Source organism: Chroococcidiopsis thermalis PCC 7203 (genome assembly GCF_000317125.1).
Taxonomy (GTDB): domain Bacteria; phylum Cyanobacteriota; class Cyanobacteriia; order Cyanobacteriales; family Chroococcidiopsidaceae; genus Chroococcidiopsis; species Chroococcidiopsis thermalis.
In genome coordinates this window covers 314988-332822 of the sequence record NC_019699.1, presented here as the reverse complement: position 1 = coordinate 332822, position 17835 = coordinate 314988, and the positions used below count along the sequence as shown (strand labels likewise).

Here is a 17835-nt window from a genome sequence, read left to right as displayed (position 1 = left end):
AGATCGCTCATGGCTACAACTCATTCTCGTTTGCCACGCTCATCTCGACAACCGAATACTGACAATTCAGGCTACGTGCGAGGATCTCTGAAGTGGGCGATCGCCCTTACAGCCTCGCTGGGAGCGATCTTAGAGGTAATCGATACTAGCATCGTCAACGTGGCATTGAACGACATTCAAGCAACTCTAGGGGCAACTGTCAGCGAAGTGGGCTGGATCGTGACGGGTTACGCGATCGCCAATGTCGTTCTGATTCCCCTCTCTGCCTGGTTGGGAGATGTATTCGGCAAGAAAACCTACTTCATCTTTTCAATGGCAGGGTTTACAGCCGCTTCCGTGCTGTGTGGATTATCTGTTAACCTACCGATGCTCGTGATTGCCCGCATCCTGCAAGGTTTATTTGGGGGAGGACTGCTAGCTAAAGCCCAAGCAATTTTATTTGAAACTTTTCCACCTGCCGAACAAGGCGTAGCTCAATCGGTATTTGGCGTAGGAGTGATTGCCGGACCCGCGATCGGTCCTACTCTAGGTGGCTATCTGACAGATACGCTGGGTTGGCGCTGGATTTTCTTCATCAACCTGCCGATCGGGATTATTGCTGTCATCATGGCAATAATGTTTTTGCGACCCGATCCGCCCCAGCGCAAAATTGCTCGTCAAAAAGTGGATTGGTTGGGAATTGCGTTACTGGCGATCGCGATTGGTAGCTTGCAGGCATTTTTAGAAGAAGGAGAACGAGACGATTGGTTTGCATCGAGTCTCATTACTACCTTGGCGATCGCTGCTGCTGTTGGATTAATACTATTCATCTGGCGGGAACTGAGTATCAAATATCCTGCGGTCGATCTGCGCGTGTTGCGTCACCGAACGCTGGCAGCGGGTAGCCTCTACTCTGGGATTCTAGGCATGGGACTTTACGGGGCGCTGTTTGCCGTACCGTTGTTTGCTCAAGGAGTGCTGGGATTTTCCGCCACCCAAACTGGGTGGTTGCTTGCCCCAGGAGCTTTAGCATCAGCAATCGTGATGGTTCTGCTAGGTAAGATTTCGAGCAAGGTAGATGCTCGACTGCTGATTGGAACTGGAGCAGTTGGAACAACTATAGTCATGTTCCAACTCGCACAGATTACACCTCAATCGGGTACGGACGATCTATTCTACCCCCTGCTTTGGCGCGGAGCGACCACCGTGCTGATGTTTCTGCCCCTCAGTTTAGCTAGTCTGGGTTCGCTGCCAAAACAAGATGTATCTGCCGGATCGGGATTTTACAATCTCACGCGCCAGTTGGGAGGCAGTATCGGGATTGCGGTTCTGACAACACTGCTAGATCGACGGGAAGCATTTCACAAAGCCATTTTGCTAGCAAAAGTGACTGCTTTCGATCCCCAGACAAATCAGCGTCTCGATACGCTAACTGCCTTATTTCAAAATCGTGGTTTTGATGCAGCTACAGCCCATCAACAAGCTCTGGCAGCACTGAAGCAATTAGTCAATACGCAAGCCGCAGTTTTATCTTATGCCGATATCTTTCGCTTTGTGGGCGTTGTCTTCTTTTGTTCGTTACCGTTATTACTATTTTTAGGGAAAGGGGGAGCTAAAGCCAAAGCACCAATAGCTCACTAGCAGAAGAAATAAGAATAGATAGTTTTTGCAAGAGAAATTACGATCGAGTTAATATTTTTGGCGGTCGCTATTGGAATTGGGAAAGCATTTTTCAAATCTATATATGTAGTTGAGATAATACTTGAATCAAGTTATGCCTAACTTACTTTTAAAACGCTTTTCACAATCTTTATGTTTAAATATAATAACCAACAAACGTGACTACCCGACTGCGTTTAACTCGCAGAGCCGCTTTCAGAAACCAAGCTGTTTGATTATGTAGCAAATTTTCCCACCAGTGACGGGTCACGAAGATAGGAATAACAATCGTGCAGAAGAGTCCTGAATGTTGAGCTTCAAATTCGCTAACAAAGTTGCTTAAAGGTGAAATGACTGAACGATAGGGAGAGTCGAGGATCGCTAATGGGATATCTGCCTCCAACTGCTGCCACTGCTGCTGAAAGCTGTCTCTATCTGTAGTACCAATATCAACGTGAACGGCAACAATTTCATCGGCAATACTGCGAGCGTAATCAAGAGCTTCTAAGGTTCCGCGATGAAGTTGACCAACTAAAACTAGAGCAGGATGGGTAACAGTATCGCATGGAGTACGCAGCATGGGGTAACGATGGGGTTCAAGCCCAACAATGCTGAGGCGATCGCTTATCGTTTGATAGTAACTTCGGATTGCTAAAAACAGCCAAACAACTAGCGGAATCATCACCACCACTAACCAAGCCCCCAATAAGAACTTTGTTACAACAATTACCCCTAAAACTATGGCAGTGACTGTCGCACCGATCCCATTAATCGTGGCACGAGATTTCCAACCAGGTGTTTGATGGTTGAACCAGTGCAGCACCATCCCTGTCTGGGATAAGGTGAATGAGGTAAATACTCCCACAGCATAGAGAGGAATAATTGCATTAGTCTGCCCCTGAAATAAAATTATCAGGAAGGCAGCAAAAAGACTGAGCAAAAGAATGCCGTTGGAGTAGATCAGGCGATCGCCTAGTATTGACAGTTGCCTGGGCAGAAAGCCGTCCCGTGCTAGCAGTGAAGCGAGTCGGGGGAAGTCAGCAAAGCTAGTATTCGCTGCCAGTAGCAGAATCAGCAGGGTAGTTGCCTGTGTAACGTAATAAAGCAAACCATTGCCAAAAATGTGTCGCCCCAGCAGCGAAACCACCGTTTGTCCAGCAGTAGGAACTATGTGGTAAGCATGAACCAAGTAGGTGATCCCAGTAAACATGACCCCTAAGATTGCGCTCATGTAAAGCATAGTCAAACGAGCGTTTTTCCACTCTGGCGGCTTGAATGCCATGACACCGTTGGAGATAGCTTCGATTCCCGTTAACGCGGTACAGCCAGCAGCGAAAGCCCTCAGAATTAGAAATAGACTTAGGGGTTCTGTCGCTGGAATTGTAGCGACAGCAGAGGGTACGTATCCGCTCAGCTGTTGCACTAAACCTAGACAAACGAGTAGAAAAATACTTGCAATAAACCCGTAGGTAGGCAGCATGAGTAAGTTGCCTGCTGCTCTCACACCTCGTAGATTTGCTAGCATCACCAAGAAGACTGCAAGCAGACACAAATCAATGGTGAAGGTACTCAAGAATGGGATTGCCGAAGTTAAAGCAGCAACTCCCGCTGAAATGCTAACAGTAACGGTCAGGACATAATCAATCGCTAGTGCTGCTGCTGCTACTAGTCCAGGGTAAAGCCCCAAATTCTCGCGTGACACAGTATAAGCTCCACCGCCGCCAGGATAGGCTCGAATTGTTTGGCGATAAGATAAAGTTACTACTGTCAACAACAGTAGAATTGCGCCTCCAATAGGCAGTGAGAGTTTGAGAGCGTTACTTCCAGCCAGTATCAGCACTAGTAATATCTCTTCTGTTGCATAAGCAACTGAGGAAAGCGCATCAGAAGACAGCACTGCCAATCCCGCAGCATTGCTCAAACGTTCTTCTGCAAAAGCACTAGTAGGTAGCGGTTTACCGAGTAGCGATCGCTTAATGCGAGTATAGAGAGACATGTGCTATTTTTTTAAGTTGGTGATTGCGACAATTCATTATTTTGTATTTTGCTGTGGTTAGAGGCAGTTAAGCTTAATTTTGAATTCTACATTCATCGATCGTGAATATGAAAAAACCTCTACGCGCTCGTGTCAGTCAGGAAGAATATCAACTGTTGCAAAGGCTGCGGGAACGCAAGCCCGCTCAAAACCCACCAAAACCAAGTCCGAGGCTGGGCGATCGTCTAGCTGATGCAGTTGCCGATACTGTAGGTTCTTGGCGATTTATTATTATCCAGAGTAGCTTGCTAGCACTGTGGATTTTTCTTAACGTCACGGCATACATTCAGCATTGGGACCCGTACCCATTCATCCTACTCAACCTTATGTTATCCTTTCAGGCAGCCTACACTGCACCCATCATCATGATGAGTCAGAACCGCCAAGCGATAATTGACCGTCAGGAGGCGAAACACGACTACGAAGTTAATATGAAAGCCGAGCTAGAAATTGAACTGCTACACGATAAAATGAATCTACTTCGGGAAGAAGAAATAATAAGAATTATGCAAATGCTTCAACAGCAGCAACAACAGATCCAAAGTCTAGAAGGCTTATTGAGACAAAAACTTCAATCCGTAGATTATGACTCGGCTTTTCCTATTGCAAAACCAGACGATCGTAATATTCCATCCTGAATATTATATTATTTGCTGTCAAGAAAAGTTGCATTTTCTGTTGTAAAGAAATACTTAAAGTTCAAAAGTTAAAGAATAAATTAAAAAGAGGACGATCGAGCAATCTATCCTCTTAAAAACTTTTCAAGCACAAGCAGGAGTGAACTAATCAAACTTTGGCAAGTAAAGATTAATTAAAACGTTCTCTGATTGCTCTAACATACGCAGCATCAGCCTCAATCATATTGATAGTTTCTTCTTCAAATTGAGCATCTAACATTGCTGAATCAAATTCAGTGCTAAGTTTACTTGCTGCTGCTAGTTCTCCTAGAACTGGACTAGTAATTAATCCAAAACTGGCAACTAGCAAGATAATAAATGTACGTGGCTTGGATAGTTGATTGTACATAGTTTTCCTTCAAACTTGAGTGAGTTTAAAATTGTTGATGATAGTTAGTAAAGCCGTTGAATTGAAGACGATCCATCGCTTTTAGGTAACTACCGAAAGATCGCGAGCAAACTAGCCATTGCAATATGCGATCGCAAGTCGTTTGCGGTTCATCAACTAAATGCCTCTCTACGAATAATGCATTTGAAAATGTCCTTGAGCAATAACTTCACCGATCTGTAATTGCGAACCCATCCACTTTGAACCGTTCAGTTCTGACATTGCCACTTTTTCACTGGCATTCATCATCATGTCCACAGTAGCAAAACCAAAGTTTCTGTTTGTTTTCCCATCTGTAGGAAAGAAGATGTGCGCGATCGCGCCATACTCTTCAAACAATTCTATAAGGTCTGCTTGAGTAACTTGTTGGGGTAGGTTATTAATGAAAAGTGTCATACAATAATACCTTTCAAATGAAAAGCTTTAGCTAGACCTAAATAATCGACCCTCTCAAACTAGCAAGCAAATATGACAAATTTATGACTAAACTGTGTCAATGATTTGTATTAAGATCGATCCCACAGAGTAGTTATAAAAATTGGATAATTCTGATTGGTTAATTTGATGAAATTGCGGTTTGGTAAGATTCTAGGTATCTTGGCGGGTACGATCGCTTTTCTGGCTGCAACTGGCTACTGGTATATTTTTATTGCTGGTGCGCCACAATTAGATCCTCCCCAAGTAGAACGAAACACGGGGCTAACCTTTCAGTTAGAAACGTTCAATAGTAAAGCAATGGGCGAGGTGCGTACGTATGGCTTAATTCTCCCCCCAGGGTACACCAAGAATTCTGTACGACGCTATCCAGTCATTTTCCTACTACACGGTGGACATGGGGATGCTCGTGCTTATCAGGATAAGGCTGCTGTCACGTCTGTGCTACACGATTTGTATAAGAGTGGCAAACTACCACCGTCAATCGTAATTACTCCAGATGGTAACGATCGCAGAGGTAGTAGCCCTTTTTGGGACTCTGACTACTACGATGGAGCTAATGGCAATGTGGGAACCCTGATTGGTTCTGAATTAGTCCAAGTGGTAAAATCGCGCTATCGTACACTAGAGCAGCCGCAATTTTGGGCAATGGGCGGGCAGTCTTCTGGCGGTTGGGGAGCTTTTAACATTGGTTTGCGCCATCTAAATAATTTCAATATCTTCTTTAGCTCTAGCGGCTACTTCACCGATACCAGTGGCGCTGCTAATAGTCCTCAGCTTTTCATCAAGCAGATTTCAGCTACACAGCGCCAACAGATCCGAGCGTTTCTGGATGCTGGGGAAGCAGATCGGGAATTTCTTGACTCGACGCAGCAATTCCATCAAACTTTGAACCAGTTAGGAATTGCTAATGAATTTCGAGTTTTTCCTGGAGGACACGGGATAGTTGGCGGGGATTTTGGCTGGAACTACTGGCACAAGCATTTAACCGATCAGTTGAGTTATGTCGGGCAGCAGTTCAAAATTGCTTTAGCTAAGGAAAACAAAATAGTTAAATCGTTTTGAATGGAGATAATTTGTGCTGACAAGGCGAAACCGCATTGGACTATGGACAGCAACACTGCTAACAGGATTAGTAGGAATAGTCAACCTACTATCTGCTGTCACTCCTAACCTACCAAGCAGGACAGAATTTTTGGAGCAATTTATTCCGTTCGACATTCGTGCGGGCGGTCATTTTTTTGCAGCAATTACAGGATTTATCTTACTGACGCTGGCAGCAAATTTATTCAGACGGAAGCGAATTGCTTGGCTGTTGACAGTTGGATTGCTGACTGTATCTATTCTCAGTCATTTAGTTAAGGGCTTGGACTACGAAGAGAGCCTACTATCGGGTGTTTTGCTCGTACAGCTTTTGTCAATGCACTCTTCGTTCATGGCAAAATCGGATCGCCCATCTGTGGCTCAGGGGATTCAAGTTTTGGTAGGAGCATTGTTGTTTACACTAGCTTACGGTACAGTCGGCTTTTTCCTTTTAGATCGACAATACACGGTCAACTTCGATCTTCCAGAAGCTCTGCTGCAAACTCTAGCGATGTTTTTTACTGCTGACAATGCAGGGCTAGAACCGACAACACGATTCGGGCAATACTTTGCTGACTCGATTTATCTAGTTGGGGTTGTAACTATAGGCTATTCCCTGTTCATGCTCCTGCGTCCAGTATTATTACGATCGCCTGCACTATTGCAAGAGCGGCAACGAGCTAAAGAAATTGTCGAACAATACGGTCGCTCTTCCCTTGCCCGCTTTACATTATTTGATGATAAGGTTTACTACTTTAGCCCCTCCGGTCGTAGCGCAATCGCTTACGTACCAAAAGGACGGGGCGCGATCGCTCTAGGAGATCCAATCGGTCCACCAGAAGATCGAAAAGAGACGATTTTTAGTTTTCGCCAGTTTTGCGAGCGTAATGACTGGTATCCAGCTTTTTATCAAACATTACCGGATGACCTTGAGCTTTACCAATCTTTAGGGTTTAGCGTTGTGAAGATCGGCGAAGAAGCGATCGTCGATCTTCATACTTTCAATCTTAAAGGAAAAGCTAACCAAAACTTAAGGAATTACACGAATCGCTTGACTAAAGCAGGTTATCAAGTCAAATTTTACCCGCCACCAATTTCGGATCGGTCATTACGAGAGTTGCGAATGGTGAGTGATGAATGGCTACAGTCGATGCACGGAGCTGAGAAAAAGTTTTCGTTAGGTTGGTTCGACGAAGAATATTTGCGGAAATGTGAGATTGTTACTGTTGAAGTATTAAACGAGCGGATTACTGCTTTTGCAAATGTTGTGTCAGAGTATCGCATCAACGATATCACAATTGACTTAATGCGGCATCGCAATTCTGTAGAATCTGGCACGATGGATTTCTTATTTATTTCAATGTTTCAGCACTACAAAGACTTGGGTTACGATGGATTTAATTTAGGTTTATCAGCCCTTTCTGGTATGGGTGAAACGCAAAATGCTCCCCGTTTAGAAAAAGGATTAAATTATCTCTACGAACACTTAAATCGGTTTTACAACTTCAAGAGTTTGCATGCCTACAAAGAAAAGTTTCATCCTCGTTGGGAACCAAGATATTTAGTTTATCCTGGATTGGCAGCTTTGCCAGATGTTGTTGTTGCTCTGATTCGGGCTGACTCTGGCGATCGCTTATTTGATTATCTCAAACCAGGTTCGTGAGTTATATTTGCTATCTCAAAATCATCTTTGCTATGCTATTTTTACCAGATATTTATGTAGAGTTTGTCCAATATTAACAGCTACATAAACAAAGAAAGCAAATTGAGAATTTTATGAAATTTACTCGCGGTACAATGATTAAAGTTGTTGTTCCATCTAATTGGGTAGATTTATCTAAGGATGAACAACATATACTTGAAAAATACGACGGTCGAGTTGGTGAAGTCATAAAACACGAACAGGACAAGATTGGAAATATAAAACTTGGAATTCTCTTCGATCTAGATCTTATCTGGTTGAAGCCTGAGTGGGTAGAAATTATAAACTCATGAGCTATAAAATGCCTATATAAAAAGATGAACTATCCTATTTCATCTAGGCATTTTCAGAGAAATTTTGCCAAAACGCTATATGTTTAATATCAATTTCAAGCGTCTTGCTCAAATTGCTTCACCTCTTTTGGGATTATTTCTATTTGGATTTTCTATCTGGGCGATCGCTAACGAACTGCGACAATATCACTATCTTGAAATAGTCCGTAGTTTACAAGCAATTCCTAAAGAATACCTGCTCTTAGCACTAGTGCTGACCATTTTGAATTACTTCATGCTCACTGGATATGACGCTCTTGCCGTGCAGTACATTCGCCATCCTCTTTCTTATCCAAAAACGGCACTTGCTGCTGTCATTAGCTATGCCGTCAGTAATAGTATTGGATTTGCCCTACTGACTGGTAGTGCTATTCGCTATCGCTTTTACTCGAACTGGAAGCTATCTGCAATTGAGATCGGCAATATCATCGCTTTTTGTAACTTGAGCTTCTGGTTAGGGTTGTTTGCAGCAGGCGGATTGGTGTTTGTCTTGGAACCATTGACGATTCCAACTCTACTTCGCCTTCCTTTTGCCTCAGTGCATCCCATAGGAGTCATATTTCTACTCGCGGTTGTAGCCTATCTTGTTTGGAATATCGTCGGTAGAAGATCTATCCGAATTGGCAAGTTGGTAATACCCCACCTTCCTGCTAGGCTCTCTCTAGCTCAAATTTTTGTCACATCTTTTGACTGGGCGCTGGCTGGGGGTGTTCTTTACGCCCTGCTATTATCATCTATACCTTTGTCCTATCCAGGTTTTTTTGGCATCTATATGTTGGCACAAATCGCCGCACTCATCAGCAATGTTCCTGGCGGACTAGGCGTTTTTGAAACAGTCATTTTATTGTTGCTCTCACCCTCCGTTTCTTCCGCAACCCTTTTTGGTGCGCTTTTAGCTTACCGAGGAATCTATTATTTCCTACCATTGGGTGTTGCCGTGCTATTACTCGGTATCTACGAACTTCACCGTCGATTTGCAAATAAATCGGCTTCGTCATAAATTAACTTTCGTCACAGCAATGACATCTTATTTTTACAAGACTGTAATATTATGTATTTAATCTTGATTTAGTAGCAATATTTAGCTTGCTTCTATCACCGTAACCTCGTGCCTTTTACCCTCACAAATTAAATTTGGAGGGTATTTTTCTTGATTCAACTGCTGTCGCATCTTCCTGAAGAAGGATATTTACATTTAAATTAGCCCCGCAACTATATTGATACTAAGTGCCAGAATTACAGTGTTGAAAAAGAAGGTTAGCACTCCATGTACTAGCGATAACTGTCTCATAGAGCGTGATGTTACTTGCACGTCTGATACCTGACAAGTCATGCCAATTACAAAAGAAAAGTAGAGAAAATCCCAATAATCAGGCTGCGTTTCTTGGGGAAAATCTAAACCTTCATCCTGAGTTTCACTGGTGGCATTATGGCGATCGCTACGGTAGTAGTCGTGTGCGTATTGTAAAGCGAACATCGTATGTATGAGCAACCAGGAGCAAACAACCGTTGCACCTGCAAGCATTACGTGTAACACCAATAAAGTTTCCGGCAACCCTTTGGTATTTTTGAGCATAAAACCAATAGCCAACAGACTAATGCAAGCAGCAACCACCACTAAAGTTAGGATTGCTAATCGTCCTTCATCTTGGCGTTGAGCGCTACGTTGCATTTTTTGCGGAGTAGCTCCGAGCATCATTGACCAAGCCAATGCTAAAAAACAGGTAGCACCTGAGTCCCATCCAATAATAATGCGAGTTGGTAGGTTTAAATATTCTGGTAGTAGAGTATAAACTAGTCCAGAAACTACGATGGAGATGAGCAAGCGCGGTCTTGCGTCTAGATTTCTTAGCAACTTTAGGGTAGGGTAAGAACTTATAAGTATGAGAGAATGTATGCTAACAGTCGCAGTATATCTGTTTGAGCTACGTCTAACACTCAAAGAAGATGAAAATTTCAAGCAGATAAAAAGAATTTGGCGATCGCCTGTTGGGAATTTTTGATTCAAAATTCAAAACTAATACAATTTTCGTTCAACTTCATTCATGACTTTGAACGCTCTCGCTCGGAGCTAAATTAAAATTTCAGTCGAGTTTGGCTAAAAATGTGGTAAACCTCCATCGTAAGTTAGAGTGACCGAACAATACATCGAGAACTAGAATTGGGATCGGTAAGTTTGACCTTTCAGAATTCAAGAATAACTATTGCAATACGGTCAAGTTGAAATATCGTGATGAGCAGTCGCGCCCGTTCCTATGCCTACCTGTCAATTTTGGCAGCAATAGTGACTATTGCGCTAAAGTTAGGAGCTTATCGGCTTACGGGTTCGGTGGGGCTGCTTTCCGATGCCATTGAGTCGGGAGTTAATTTAGTAGCAGCACTAATTGCTTTGTGGGCATTGACTTATGCTGCTAAACCTGCCGATGCAGAACATGCCTTCGGACACTCAAAAGCTGAATATTTCTCTAGTGCGGCAGAAGGCGGATTAATTATGTTGGCAGCCGCTAGCATCGCGATCGAAGCTTGGAGACGCTTACTGCACCCAGAACCATTAACCCAGATAGGGCTTGGGTTAGGTCTGTCGCTTCTAGCGACGGCGGTTAATGGAATTGTTGCCTTAATTTTGCTCAAAGCTGGACGAAGGTTGCGATCGATTACCTTACGCGCAGATGCCCATCACTTGTTTACCGATGTGTGGACTTCGGGTGGTGTCGTGTTGGGCATCCTCTTAGTGCAAGTGACAGGTTGGTTAGTACTCGATCCGATTGTGGCGTTGGTTGTAGCTGCAAATATTGTTTGGGCAGGACTGAGGTTACTGCGAGAGACGGGATCGGGACTGCTAGATACTGCTCTACCTGAAGACGAGCAGCAGGCGATCGCCCTCATTTTTGGCGAGTACAAGCATCAGGGTATCCAATTTCACGCCTTACGTACTCGCATTGCTGGTTCGCGTCGTTTTATCTCCTTTCACGTACTCGTGCCTGGTAACTGGACGGTACAGCAAGGACACGAGCTGTGTGAGGAAATCGAACTAGCGATCGAGCGAGTATTACCTGGAAGTCATGTCCTAACTCATTTGGAACCCTTGGAAGATCCTGCTTCTTGGAACGATCGAGAACTAGAGCGCAGAACAGATATTTAGCCAGTTGGATATAGAATTGCTAAAGCATTAAGCTTCAACAATTCTAAGAAAGCCTACATGAGTTATTTGCTAATTTTTCTGAAGCTACTTCAGCTCTTTTTCGGTAATGAGAAAGCTATGTAAAGTTATAGTCTTCAGTCACTCTACTTGGCATCATCATTAGTTTCCTTGTCTCCAACTTGGTTATTGGAAACTTGAATGCTGCTTTTAGGACGAGAGGCTTCTTGTTTTTCACCTTCCTGGTTAGCATTTTCTGTGTAAAGCACTTTCCCATTACCAGCATCTACTTTAGCTTCTTGCTGACCAATCTTCACGGCGTAGACTAAATTGCCATCTTCATTTTCTAATTGAACGCTACTAGCCTTTCCTCCGAGAGCAGTTTGGGCTGCTTGCTGAGCTTGCTGAGGTGTAATTTTAGCTAGAGATTGCAGTTGAGTTGTTTCTTGCTGTTCTTCTGCTTGCTCGTTAGCTTCTCCTCGCCCTCTTTCGTTCTCTTCAGTTTGTCGATTGTTACTGTTTGGCTGAATGGTATTTTGGGCTTGCAGTTGTTTGCTATTCTCACGAGTTTCTGTAGTATCTTTAGCCCCTCCATCACGATCGAATTTGGCAGATAGGGTATTACCCGAACGCCCATGAGTCATAGCAATCTCAGATGGTAATTGCTTGGCGTTTACCGATCGCATCAAACCACCAAAGCCTAAAACACTAACTAAAGCTGCTACTGTGAGAGCAGTCTTTGTTGTCGCTTTCATCTTGTGTAATTCCTGAAATCTAGGTTATAGATTTCACTATAGAAAGCGAAGGTCAAGAACTTGGAAAGATCGATCTGAAGTTGTTTAGTTTTGTTTGCTAAAAAATTTCATTCTGATTTCATTTTTGTCTGGTAAGTTGAAAATATACCTGGTAAACAAAGCGATCGCGGGTTCATTCCCAAGTCGAAGCGAGTTGAGTGCCTCCGGTCATAAGTCACAGTTCTATACTCAAATCTCGTAGCTGCGCTCTACCTGTAGCAACTATGCCAAAAATTTACCGCCGACAGTTTCTTTTCCTCAGTGCTGCTGGTGCAGTAACGGCATCAGTCGCTAGCAGTGCCTTGGGACAAAGTAACAGAACACCTTTCAAATCCCAAGTCTCTCTTCCCAAACTGCATACAAGTAATCATGGTTCGCTAGAGCTTGATTTGGAAGCTAGTTCTCGCCCTGTCAGCTTAGGAGGTAAACGGGCATATCTTTTTAGCTATAACGGACAACTACCTGCTCCTCGTCTAGAGGCTAGACCAGGCGATACCGTCCGCATACACTTTACCAACAACCTGACCCAACCCACTAACCTGCACTATCACGGGCTGCACGTCACTCCCACTGGCAATGCAGATAATCCTTTTCTAGAAATTCCGCCAGGAGAGAGTTTGACCTACAAATTTACTATTCCCAAAAATCATCGCTCTGGTACATATTGGTATCACCCCCACCATCACGGCTATGTGGCAGAACAGGTATTTGGTGGTTTAGCAGGTTTGTTTATTATTCGGGGTGAGTTGGATGAGATTCCTGAAATTAAAGCTGCAAAAGAGGAATTTTTAGTTTTACAAGATTTTGCTTTGGATGGAAGCGGACGCATTCAATCTCCAAACCACATGGCGATAATGATGGGGCGCGAGGGACAAATACTGACAGTTAACGGTCAAGTCAACCCCAAGTACGGCATTCCTAGTGGCGGTTTGCTACGCTTGCGATTGCTCAATGCTTCTCCTTCGCGATTCTACCGACTCTCTCTAGAAAATCATCCCCTTTATTTAATTGCCACAGATGGAGGTGCTTTAGGCAATCTTGTAGAGCGGGAAGAACTATTGCTCGCACCAGGAGAACGAGCAGAGGTATTGGTGCGCGGGGAGAGAGAACCAAAACAATACCGTTTGTTGAATTTGCCCTATGACCGAGGAGGGATGGGCATGATGGGTGGTGGCATGATGGGCGATGGCATGGGAATGATGGGAAGCAGTCAGATGATGAGGAGTTCCCAGACAAATCCTCAAGTCTTAGCCACCTTGACCTATCGAGGCTCCGTTTCTACTCTACCTTTACCTCAAAAACTCATTCCTGTGGAAACCCTACCAGAACCAAGGACAGTCAGGCGTTTTGAATTGTCAATGGCAATGGCTCCTGGTATGGGGATGAGCTTTACGTTCAACGGGAAAGCTTTCGATCCGAACAAAATTAACACTCAAGTGCAAGTGAATACAGTTGAAGATTGGGAATTAGTTAACGTCGATCCAGACCGCATGGATCATCCTTTCCATTTGCACGTCAATCCTTTTCAAGTCATCTCGCGTAACGGTAAACCAGAACCCGATCGTGCTTGGAAAGATACTGTGTTAGTGCGTGGTGGTGAAACTGTTCGCATCCGCGTTCCCTTCCGCGATTTTCTTGGAAAAACTGTTTATCACTGCCACATTCTCGATCATGAAGATTTGGGGATGATGGGAGTTTTGGATATTCAAGCTCCGACCTAGGGTAATAAAAATAAGGAATTTGTCATTTATGAACATACGCGATCGCACTAGCGTACAGGTGCAAAGAATTAGAGCCATTGGATTAACAACAGTAATAGATGCCGATCGCGCTCAGGATTTCTATACGCAAGCACTCCTGTTTAAACCTGTTTCAGATATCACTTTTGCAGGAACAGATTATAGCGATCTTGAAGGTGTCGCTTCCACCAAAATTCGTGTTGTGACTCTACAACTAGGAAATGAATTCATTCAACTGATGGAGTATCTCGACATTGAGGAAAAACCTATTCCCCAAGATTCTCAAAGTAACGATCTATGGTTTCAACATCTGGCAATTGCGGTCAGCGACATGGATCGCGCCTACGCTCACCTACAATCGTTTCCGGTCGAACCGATCTCGGTAGAGCCGCAAACTATACCACCGGATAATGAAACATCTGCTGGTGTTCGAGCCTACAAATTCAAAGGTCCCGATCGCCATAATTTAGAGTTAATTTGGTTTCCTCCCAACAAAGGACAATCCAAGTGGCATCAGAATCGCGAGTGTTTGTTTCTCGGAATTGACCATAGCGCGATCGCTGTTGCCAATACCGAGCAGAGCAGACATTTTTACTGCGATCTGCTGGGAATGCAGATCGAAAGCCGCAGTCTCAATTGGCGTGCGACACAAACTCGTTTAGACAATTTGCCAGGAGCCAAAGTCCGAATTACAGATTTGCGACCCACTCAAGGCGGCTTGGGGATCGAACTACTGGACTACCTTGCTCCTGCTAACGGTCGTCTAATGCCAAGCGATTGGAGAAGCTGTAACGTTGCTCATATACAAATCGAGCTAATTGTTAATGACATCCAGCAGGCTATAGATTTATTGCGGCAAAATGGAGTTCAGTTTGTATCGACGCGACTGTGCAATTCACAGATAGTGCAAGTCCTTACCGTCAAGGATGTCTTGTCAAAGATCCTGACGGACACGCAATGTTACTAATTTCAGCATGATGTCAGTGACATTATAGGTGCTTGACAGCTAGTTTGAGCGGCGGCAGATCGAGCTGAATCTTGTTTAATCTTGGGAGTGGTGGATGGGAAACAGGTAAGAGATCGCACCTAATGCAGATAAAGTCAACAAACCAACCAAAAGTATTGCTAAGAACATAAAATGCATGACCGATCGTTATGTAAGTATCTTTCCATTGGTGAAATTCCAACATCAGATACTTTCAAACTAACAATGCAATATGACAGCTTTATGACCGAATTATGTTGATGTTGTGAAGGCACTCGATCGCTATTTGTCATTCGTTATCGAGCCAGAAATTTTCACCATCACCCATGCACGAAAGATATAGAACAAGTAAAGCTAATAATTTTCCCGCACCACAGGCAAGAAAAATCGAAACGTACTGCCTTGACCGAGTTGGCTTTCTACTTCAATTTGTCCGCCTTGTAGTTCGATTAAACGCTGAGAGATCGCCAAACCAATGCCAGTCCCCCCAGAATTTCTAGTGCGGGAGCGATCGGCTCTAAAAAATCGCTCGAATACGTGAGGCAAATCTTCAGGAGTCATACCAATACCAGTGTCAATTACGGCTATCCAAAGTTTATTTGTTTCCATCCAAACGCGGATGACGATCGCCCCCTCTGGAGTGTAGCGGATCGCATTGCCAATCAGGTTAACTAACACCTGTTCCGTGCGATCGAGATCTGCCCTTACCAAAGATAATTGTGGAGGGCATTCGAGTCGCAGAGTCGGACCTTCTTCTAAAAGCTGATCGGCAAATTTTTCTACCAATGACTCTAGTAAAGGACGCAAGTTAATCGGTTGCAAATCAATCGGAAGATAACCAGCCTCAGCTTTGGAAAGTTCTTGCAGATCGTTAACTAACCTTTCTAAGCGTTTGGTTTCTCTCACGAGTCGCTGATAAATCTCTGGAGTTGGTTCAAATTCCCCAGAAGACAGTTCCTCTAAGTAACCGCGCATAATTGTCAAAGGAGTTCGCAATTCGTGGCTAAGGTCGCTAACTAGTTCTCGCCGTCGCCGTTCTACTCCTTCTAGACTAGCTGCCATACTGTTGAAACTATGACTCAGGCGGTTGAATTCGGGAATATCACTAGCAGGAAGCCTTGCATCCAATTGACCAACTGCAAACTTTTGAGTAATTTGTTCTATCTGAGCTAAACGCTGCATCACTCGTTTGGACACCCAGTAACTCAACACTCCAGCACTAGAAGTACCGATCAGTAGCGACCAGCCCATACCACGATACCAGGCAGTTTCAAACCCTTGCACTAACTCAGTTCGAGCAAAACGGAGAGAAAAACCCCTACTTTCTAGTTGTTCCAAGTGTACGACAAAAAAGCGGGGAGAAGAAACTTTGCCGATGACGACCAGACTGAGTATTCCTACTGCTGTAACTAGCAGGTGGGAGATAAATAGGCGCGATCGCAAACCCAACCGACTCACTGGCATATCTAAACCACTGGGTCTTCAAACTTATAACCCACTCCCACTACTGTTTTGATAAACGTGGGATTGGCAGGATCGGGTTCTACTTTTTTCCGTAACCGAGCAACATGGGTATCTACAACCCGTTCGTCTCCAAAAAAGTCGCTTCCCCACAGTTTGTCAATTAACTGGGTGCGGCTCCACACCCTGCCTGGATAGCTAACAAACGTGGATAACAGGTTAAATTCCAACGTAGTTAACTCTAGAGTTCCTGGTGTAGAGGAGTTACACTGCATACTCGCAGTACGCTGTTCTATATCAACTGTGAAATGCCCAGTTTGATAAACTCGATCTTGCCCGCCTTGACGCAAGCTTCGCCGCAGTAATGCTCGGACTCTGGCAACTAATTCTCTAGGACTGAAAGGCTTGACGAAATAATCGTCAGCGCCAGTCGATAGACCGATAACGCGATCGATTTCCTCTCCTTTTGCTGTCAGCATGAGTATGTAAGGGTCTTTTGCTCCAGGTTTTTGTCTGATCCTGGCACAGACTTCTAATCCGTCCAAACCAGGTAGCATTAAATCTAATACAATCAAGTCTGGCTGTTGCTGTTGAACTACCTGCAAGGTATTGAAACCATCACGGCAGATCGAGCAGGAAAAGCCTTCTTTTTCGAGAGATAGCTGTATAAGTTGGGCAATTTCTGGTTCGTCCTCGACGATTAAAATCTTCATACTTAAGTTAGTAATACGTGGATTTGGCTACACATCTAGGGCTACAGAATACGTTTACTGGCGGGAAGTCTGCATAACTTAACGCCGACTTCCCAGCAGATAATCTATAAATCGCTGGCTTATCGAGAACTATCGTTTTGTTCCTCTCTCTGAAATATCAAACTGCCATATCTCCCTTGCAGATGTTACTACACTTACAACTGAAGCAGCATGACTGGCAAGCAGACTATCTGTTTCAGCCTAACACTTCCCATCTAAGTAATTTAGAATAGCCCTCACAGTATAATTTTGGAATTGGAGTGGCGATCCTGATAAAATTTTTAGGATGTTATTCCGACCGGAGTATTGCTACTGACAGAGCGATCGCGTGAAAGTTTCAGAACGTTTTCTGTTTCAGAAATTCAGCAAGCCTTTATCATTTAATTGATTTTAGAACCTGGGATAAAGGTATGCTCGGCAAACACGCTTTAGATGCTGCTTTTGGTCAGTTCTTCAACATCCTTTCATATGTTTGCTGGAAAAGAGGAGTGTTCTTTTCTAAAGTAAGTAAAGATTATACATCGCAAATTTGCCCTGAATGTGGTGCGCTAACAGGTAAGAAAGACCTTTCCATTCGAGTCGAGAGCATAATTGTCCGGAGTATTGTTATATGTTATGTAAATTAATATTGTTGTCTACATAAAGCCGCAGCTCAGGTAATCAGAAATTGAGGAA

The 17835-nt window shown here is 43.9% G+C and carries 19 protein-coding genes; 11 read left to right on the top strand and 8 right to left on the bottom strand.

Annotation, left to right across the window (positions count from 1 at the left end; all coding sequences use genetic code 11):
• The first annotated feature begins 9 nt into the window (after nucleotides 1–9).
• Nucleotides 10–1620, top strand: a complete 1611-nt coding sequence (locus CHRO_RS29090) for a DHA2 family efflux MFS transporter permease subunit (protein WP_015163207.1) — start codon at nucleotides 10–12, stop codon at nucleotides 1618–1620.
• A 175-nt stretch (nucleotides 1621–1795) separates the two neighbouring features.
• Here the strand turns inward: CHRO_RS29090 and CHRO_RS29085 are convergent, their stop codons facing one another.
• On the bottom strand, nucleotides 1796–3634 hold the full coding sequence (locus tag CHRO_RS29085) for an APC family permease (RefSeq protein WP_015163206.1): 1839 nt from the start codon (nucleotides 3632–3634) through the stop codon (nucleotides 1796–1798).
• Between the two features lie 107 nt (nucleotides 3635–3741).
• On the opposite strand from CHRO_RS29085, the gene CHRO_RS29080 reads away from it, so the two are divergent.
• A complete protein-coding gene (locus CHRO_RS29080; RefSeq protein ID WP_015163205.1) occupies nucleotides 3742–4311 on the top strand; it encodes a DUF1003 domain-containing protein in 570 nt (189 codons plus the stop codon).
• A gap of 169 nt (nucleotides 4312–4480) precedes the next feature.
• On the opposite strand, the gene CHRO_RS29075 is transcribed toward CHRO_RS29080, so the two are convergent.
• Nucleotides 4481–4699, bottom strand: a complete 219-nt coding sequence (locus CHRO_RS29075; protein WP_015163204.1) for a hypothetical protein — start codon at nucleotides 4697–4699, stop codon at nucleotides 4481–4483.
• A gap of 168 nt (nucleotides 4700–4867) precedes the next feature.
• On the bottom strand, nucleotides 4868–5134 hold the full coding sequence (locus CHRO_RS29070; protein ID WP_015163203.1) for an RNA recognition motif domain-containing protein: 267 nt from the start codon (nucleotides 5132–5134) through the stop codon (nucleotides 4868–4870).
• Between the two features lie 168 nt (nucleotides 5135–5302).
• On the opposite strand from CHRO_RS29070, the gene CHRO_RS29065 reads away from it, so the two are divergent.
• From CHRO_RS29065 to CHRO_RS29050, 4 genes are all read left to right on the top strand, one after another.
• On the top strand, nucleotides 5303–6238 hold the full coding sequence (locus CHRO_RS29065; RefSeq protein ID WP_015163202.1) for an alpha/beta hydrolase: 936 nt from the start codon (nucleotides 5303–5305) through the stop codon (nucleotides 6236–6238).
• A 13-nt stretch (nucleotides 6239–6251) separates the two neighbouring features.
• Nucleotides 6252–7919: a bifunctional lysylphosphatidylglycerol flippase/synthetase MprF gene (locus CHRO_RS29060; RefSeq protein WP_015163201.1), complete on the top strand. Its 1668-nt coding sequence runs from the start codon at nucleotides 6252–6254 to the stop codon at nucleotides 7917–7919.
• 113 nt (nucleotides 7920–8032) lie between these two features.
• On the top strand, nucleotides 8033–8251 hold the full coding sequence (locus CHRO_RS29055) for a hypothetical protein (RefSeq protein WP_015163200.1): 219 nt from the start codon (nucleotides 8033–8035) through the stop codon (nucleotides 8249–8251).
• A gap of 79 nt (nucleotides 8252–8330) precedes the next feature.
• Complete coding sequence (locus CHRO_RS29050) at nucleotides 8331–9290, top strand: lysylphosphatidylglycerol synthase domain-containing protein (protein ID WP_015163199.1); 960 nt, start codon at nucleotides 8331–8333, stop codon at nucleotides 9288–9290.
• A 195-nt stretch (nucleotides 9291–9485) separates the two neighbouring features.
• Here the strand turns inward: CHRO_RS29050 and CHRO_RS29045 are convergent, their stop codons facing one another.
• Entirely contained in the window at nucleotides 9486–10115 is a 630-nt protein-coding gene (locus CHRO_RS29045) for a DUF1345 domain-containing protein (RefSeq protein ID WP_245570589.1), read from the bottom strand.
• Between the two features lie 408 nt (nucleotides 10116–10523).
• Between CHRO_RS29045 and CHRO_RS29040 the strand changes: the two genes are divergently transcribed.
• Nucleotides 10524–11432: a cation diffusion facilitator family transporter gene (locus CHRO_RS29040; RefSeq protein ID WP_015163197.1), complete on the top strand. Its 909-nt coding sequence runs from the start codon at nucleotides 10524–10526 to the stop codon at nucleotides 11430–11432.
• Between the two features lie 143 nt (nucleotides 11433–11575).
• Here the strand turns inward: CHRO_RS29040 and CHRO_RS29035 are convergent, their stop codons facing one another.
• Nucleotides 11576–12184, bottom strand: coding sequence for a PepSY domain-containing protein (locus CHRO_RS29035; RefSeq protein ID WP_015163196.1), 609 nt, complete (start codon nucleotides 12182–12184; stop codon nucleotides 11576–11578).
• Nucleotides 12185–12447: 263 nt separating this feature from the next.
• On the opposite strand from CHRO_RS29035, the gene CHRO_RS29030 reads away from it, so the two are divergent.
• Nucleotides 12448–13944 carry a multicopper oxidase family protein gene (locus tag CHRO_RS29030; protein WP_015163195.1) on the top strand — a complete coding sequence of 499 codons (1497 nt, stop codon included), beginning with the start codon at nucleotides 12448–12450 and terminating at the stop codon, nucleotides 13942–13944.
• Between the two features lie 28 nt (nucleotides 13945–13972).
• Nucleotides 13973–14929, top strand: a complete 957-nt coding sequence (locus CHRO_RS29025; RefSeq protein WP_015163194.1) for a VOC family protein — start codon at nucleotides 13973–13975, stop codon at nucleotides 14927–14929.
• Nucleotides 14930–14951: 22 nt separating this feature from the next.
• Here the strand turns inward: CHRO_RS29025 and CHRO_RS33070 are convergent, their stop codons facing one another.
• From CHRO_RS33070 to CHRO_RS29015, 3 genes are all read right to left on the bottom strand, one after another.
• Entirely contained in the window at nucleotides 14952–15152 is a 201-nt protein-coding gene (locus tag CHRO_RS33070; protein ID WP_181824414.1) for a hypothetical protein, read from the bottom strand.
• Between the two features lie 149 nt (nucleotides 15153–15301).
• The gene (locus CHRO_RS29020) at nucleotides 15302–16411 is read right to left on the bottom strand and encodes a sensor histidine kinase (protein ID WP_015163193.1); all 1110 of its coding nucleotides are present in this window, start codon (nucleotides 16409–16411) and stop codon (nucleotides 15302–15304) included.
• A gap of 2 nt (nucleotides 16412–16413) precedes the next feature.
• A complete protein-coding gene (locus tag CHRO_RS29015) occupies nucleotides 16414–17121 on the bottom strand; it encodes a response regulator transcription factor (protein WP_015163192.1) in 708 nt (235 codons plus the stop codon).
• Between the two features lie 137 nt (nucleotides 17122–17258).
• Here CHRO_RS29015 and CHRO_RS34670 point away from each other — a divergent pair, with 137 nt between their 5' ends.
• Together CHRO_RS34670 and CHRO_RS35000 are read left to right on the top strand one after the other, a co-directional pair.
• Nucleotides 17259–17393: a hypothetical protein gene (locus CHRO_RS34670; RefSeq protein WP_281168667.1), complete on the top strand. Its 135-nt coding sequence runs from the start codon at nucleotides 17259–17261 to the stop codon at nucleotides 17391–17393.
• 177 nt (nucleotides 17394–17570) lie between these two features.
• Nucleotides 17571–17786, top strand: a complete 216-nt coding sequence (locus CHRO_RS35000) for a zinc ribbon domain-containing protein (RefSeq protein WP_071925509.1) — start codon at nucleotides 17571–17573, stop codon at nucleotides 17784–17786.
• Nucleotides 17787–17835: the final 49 nt, after the last annotated feature.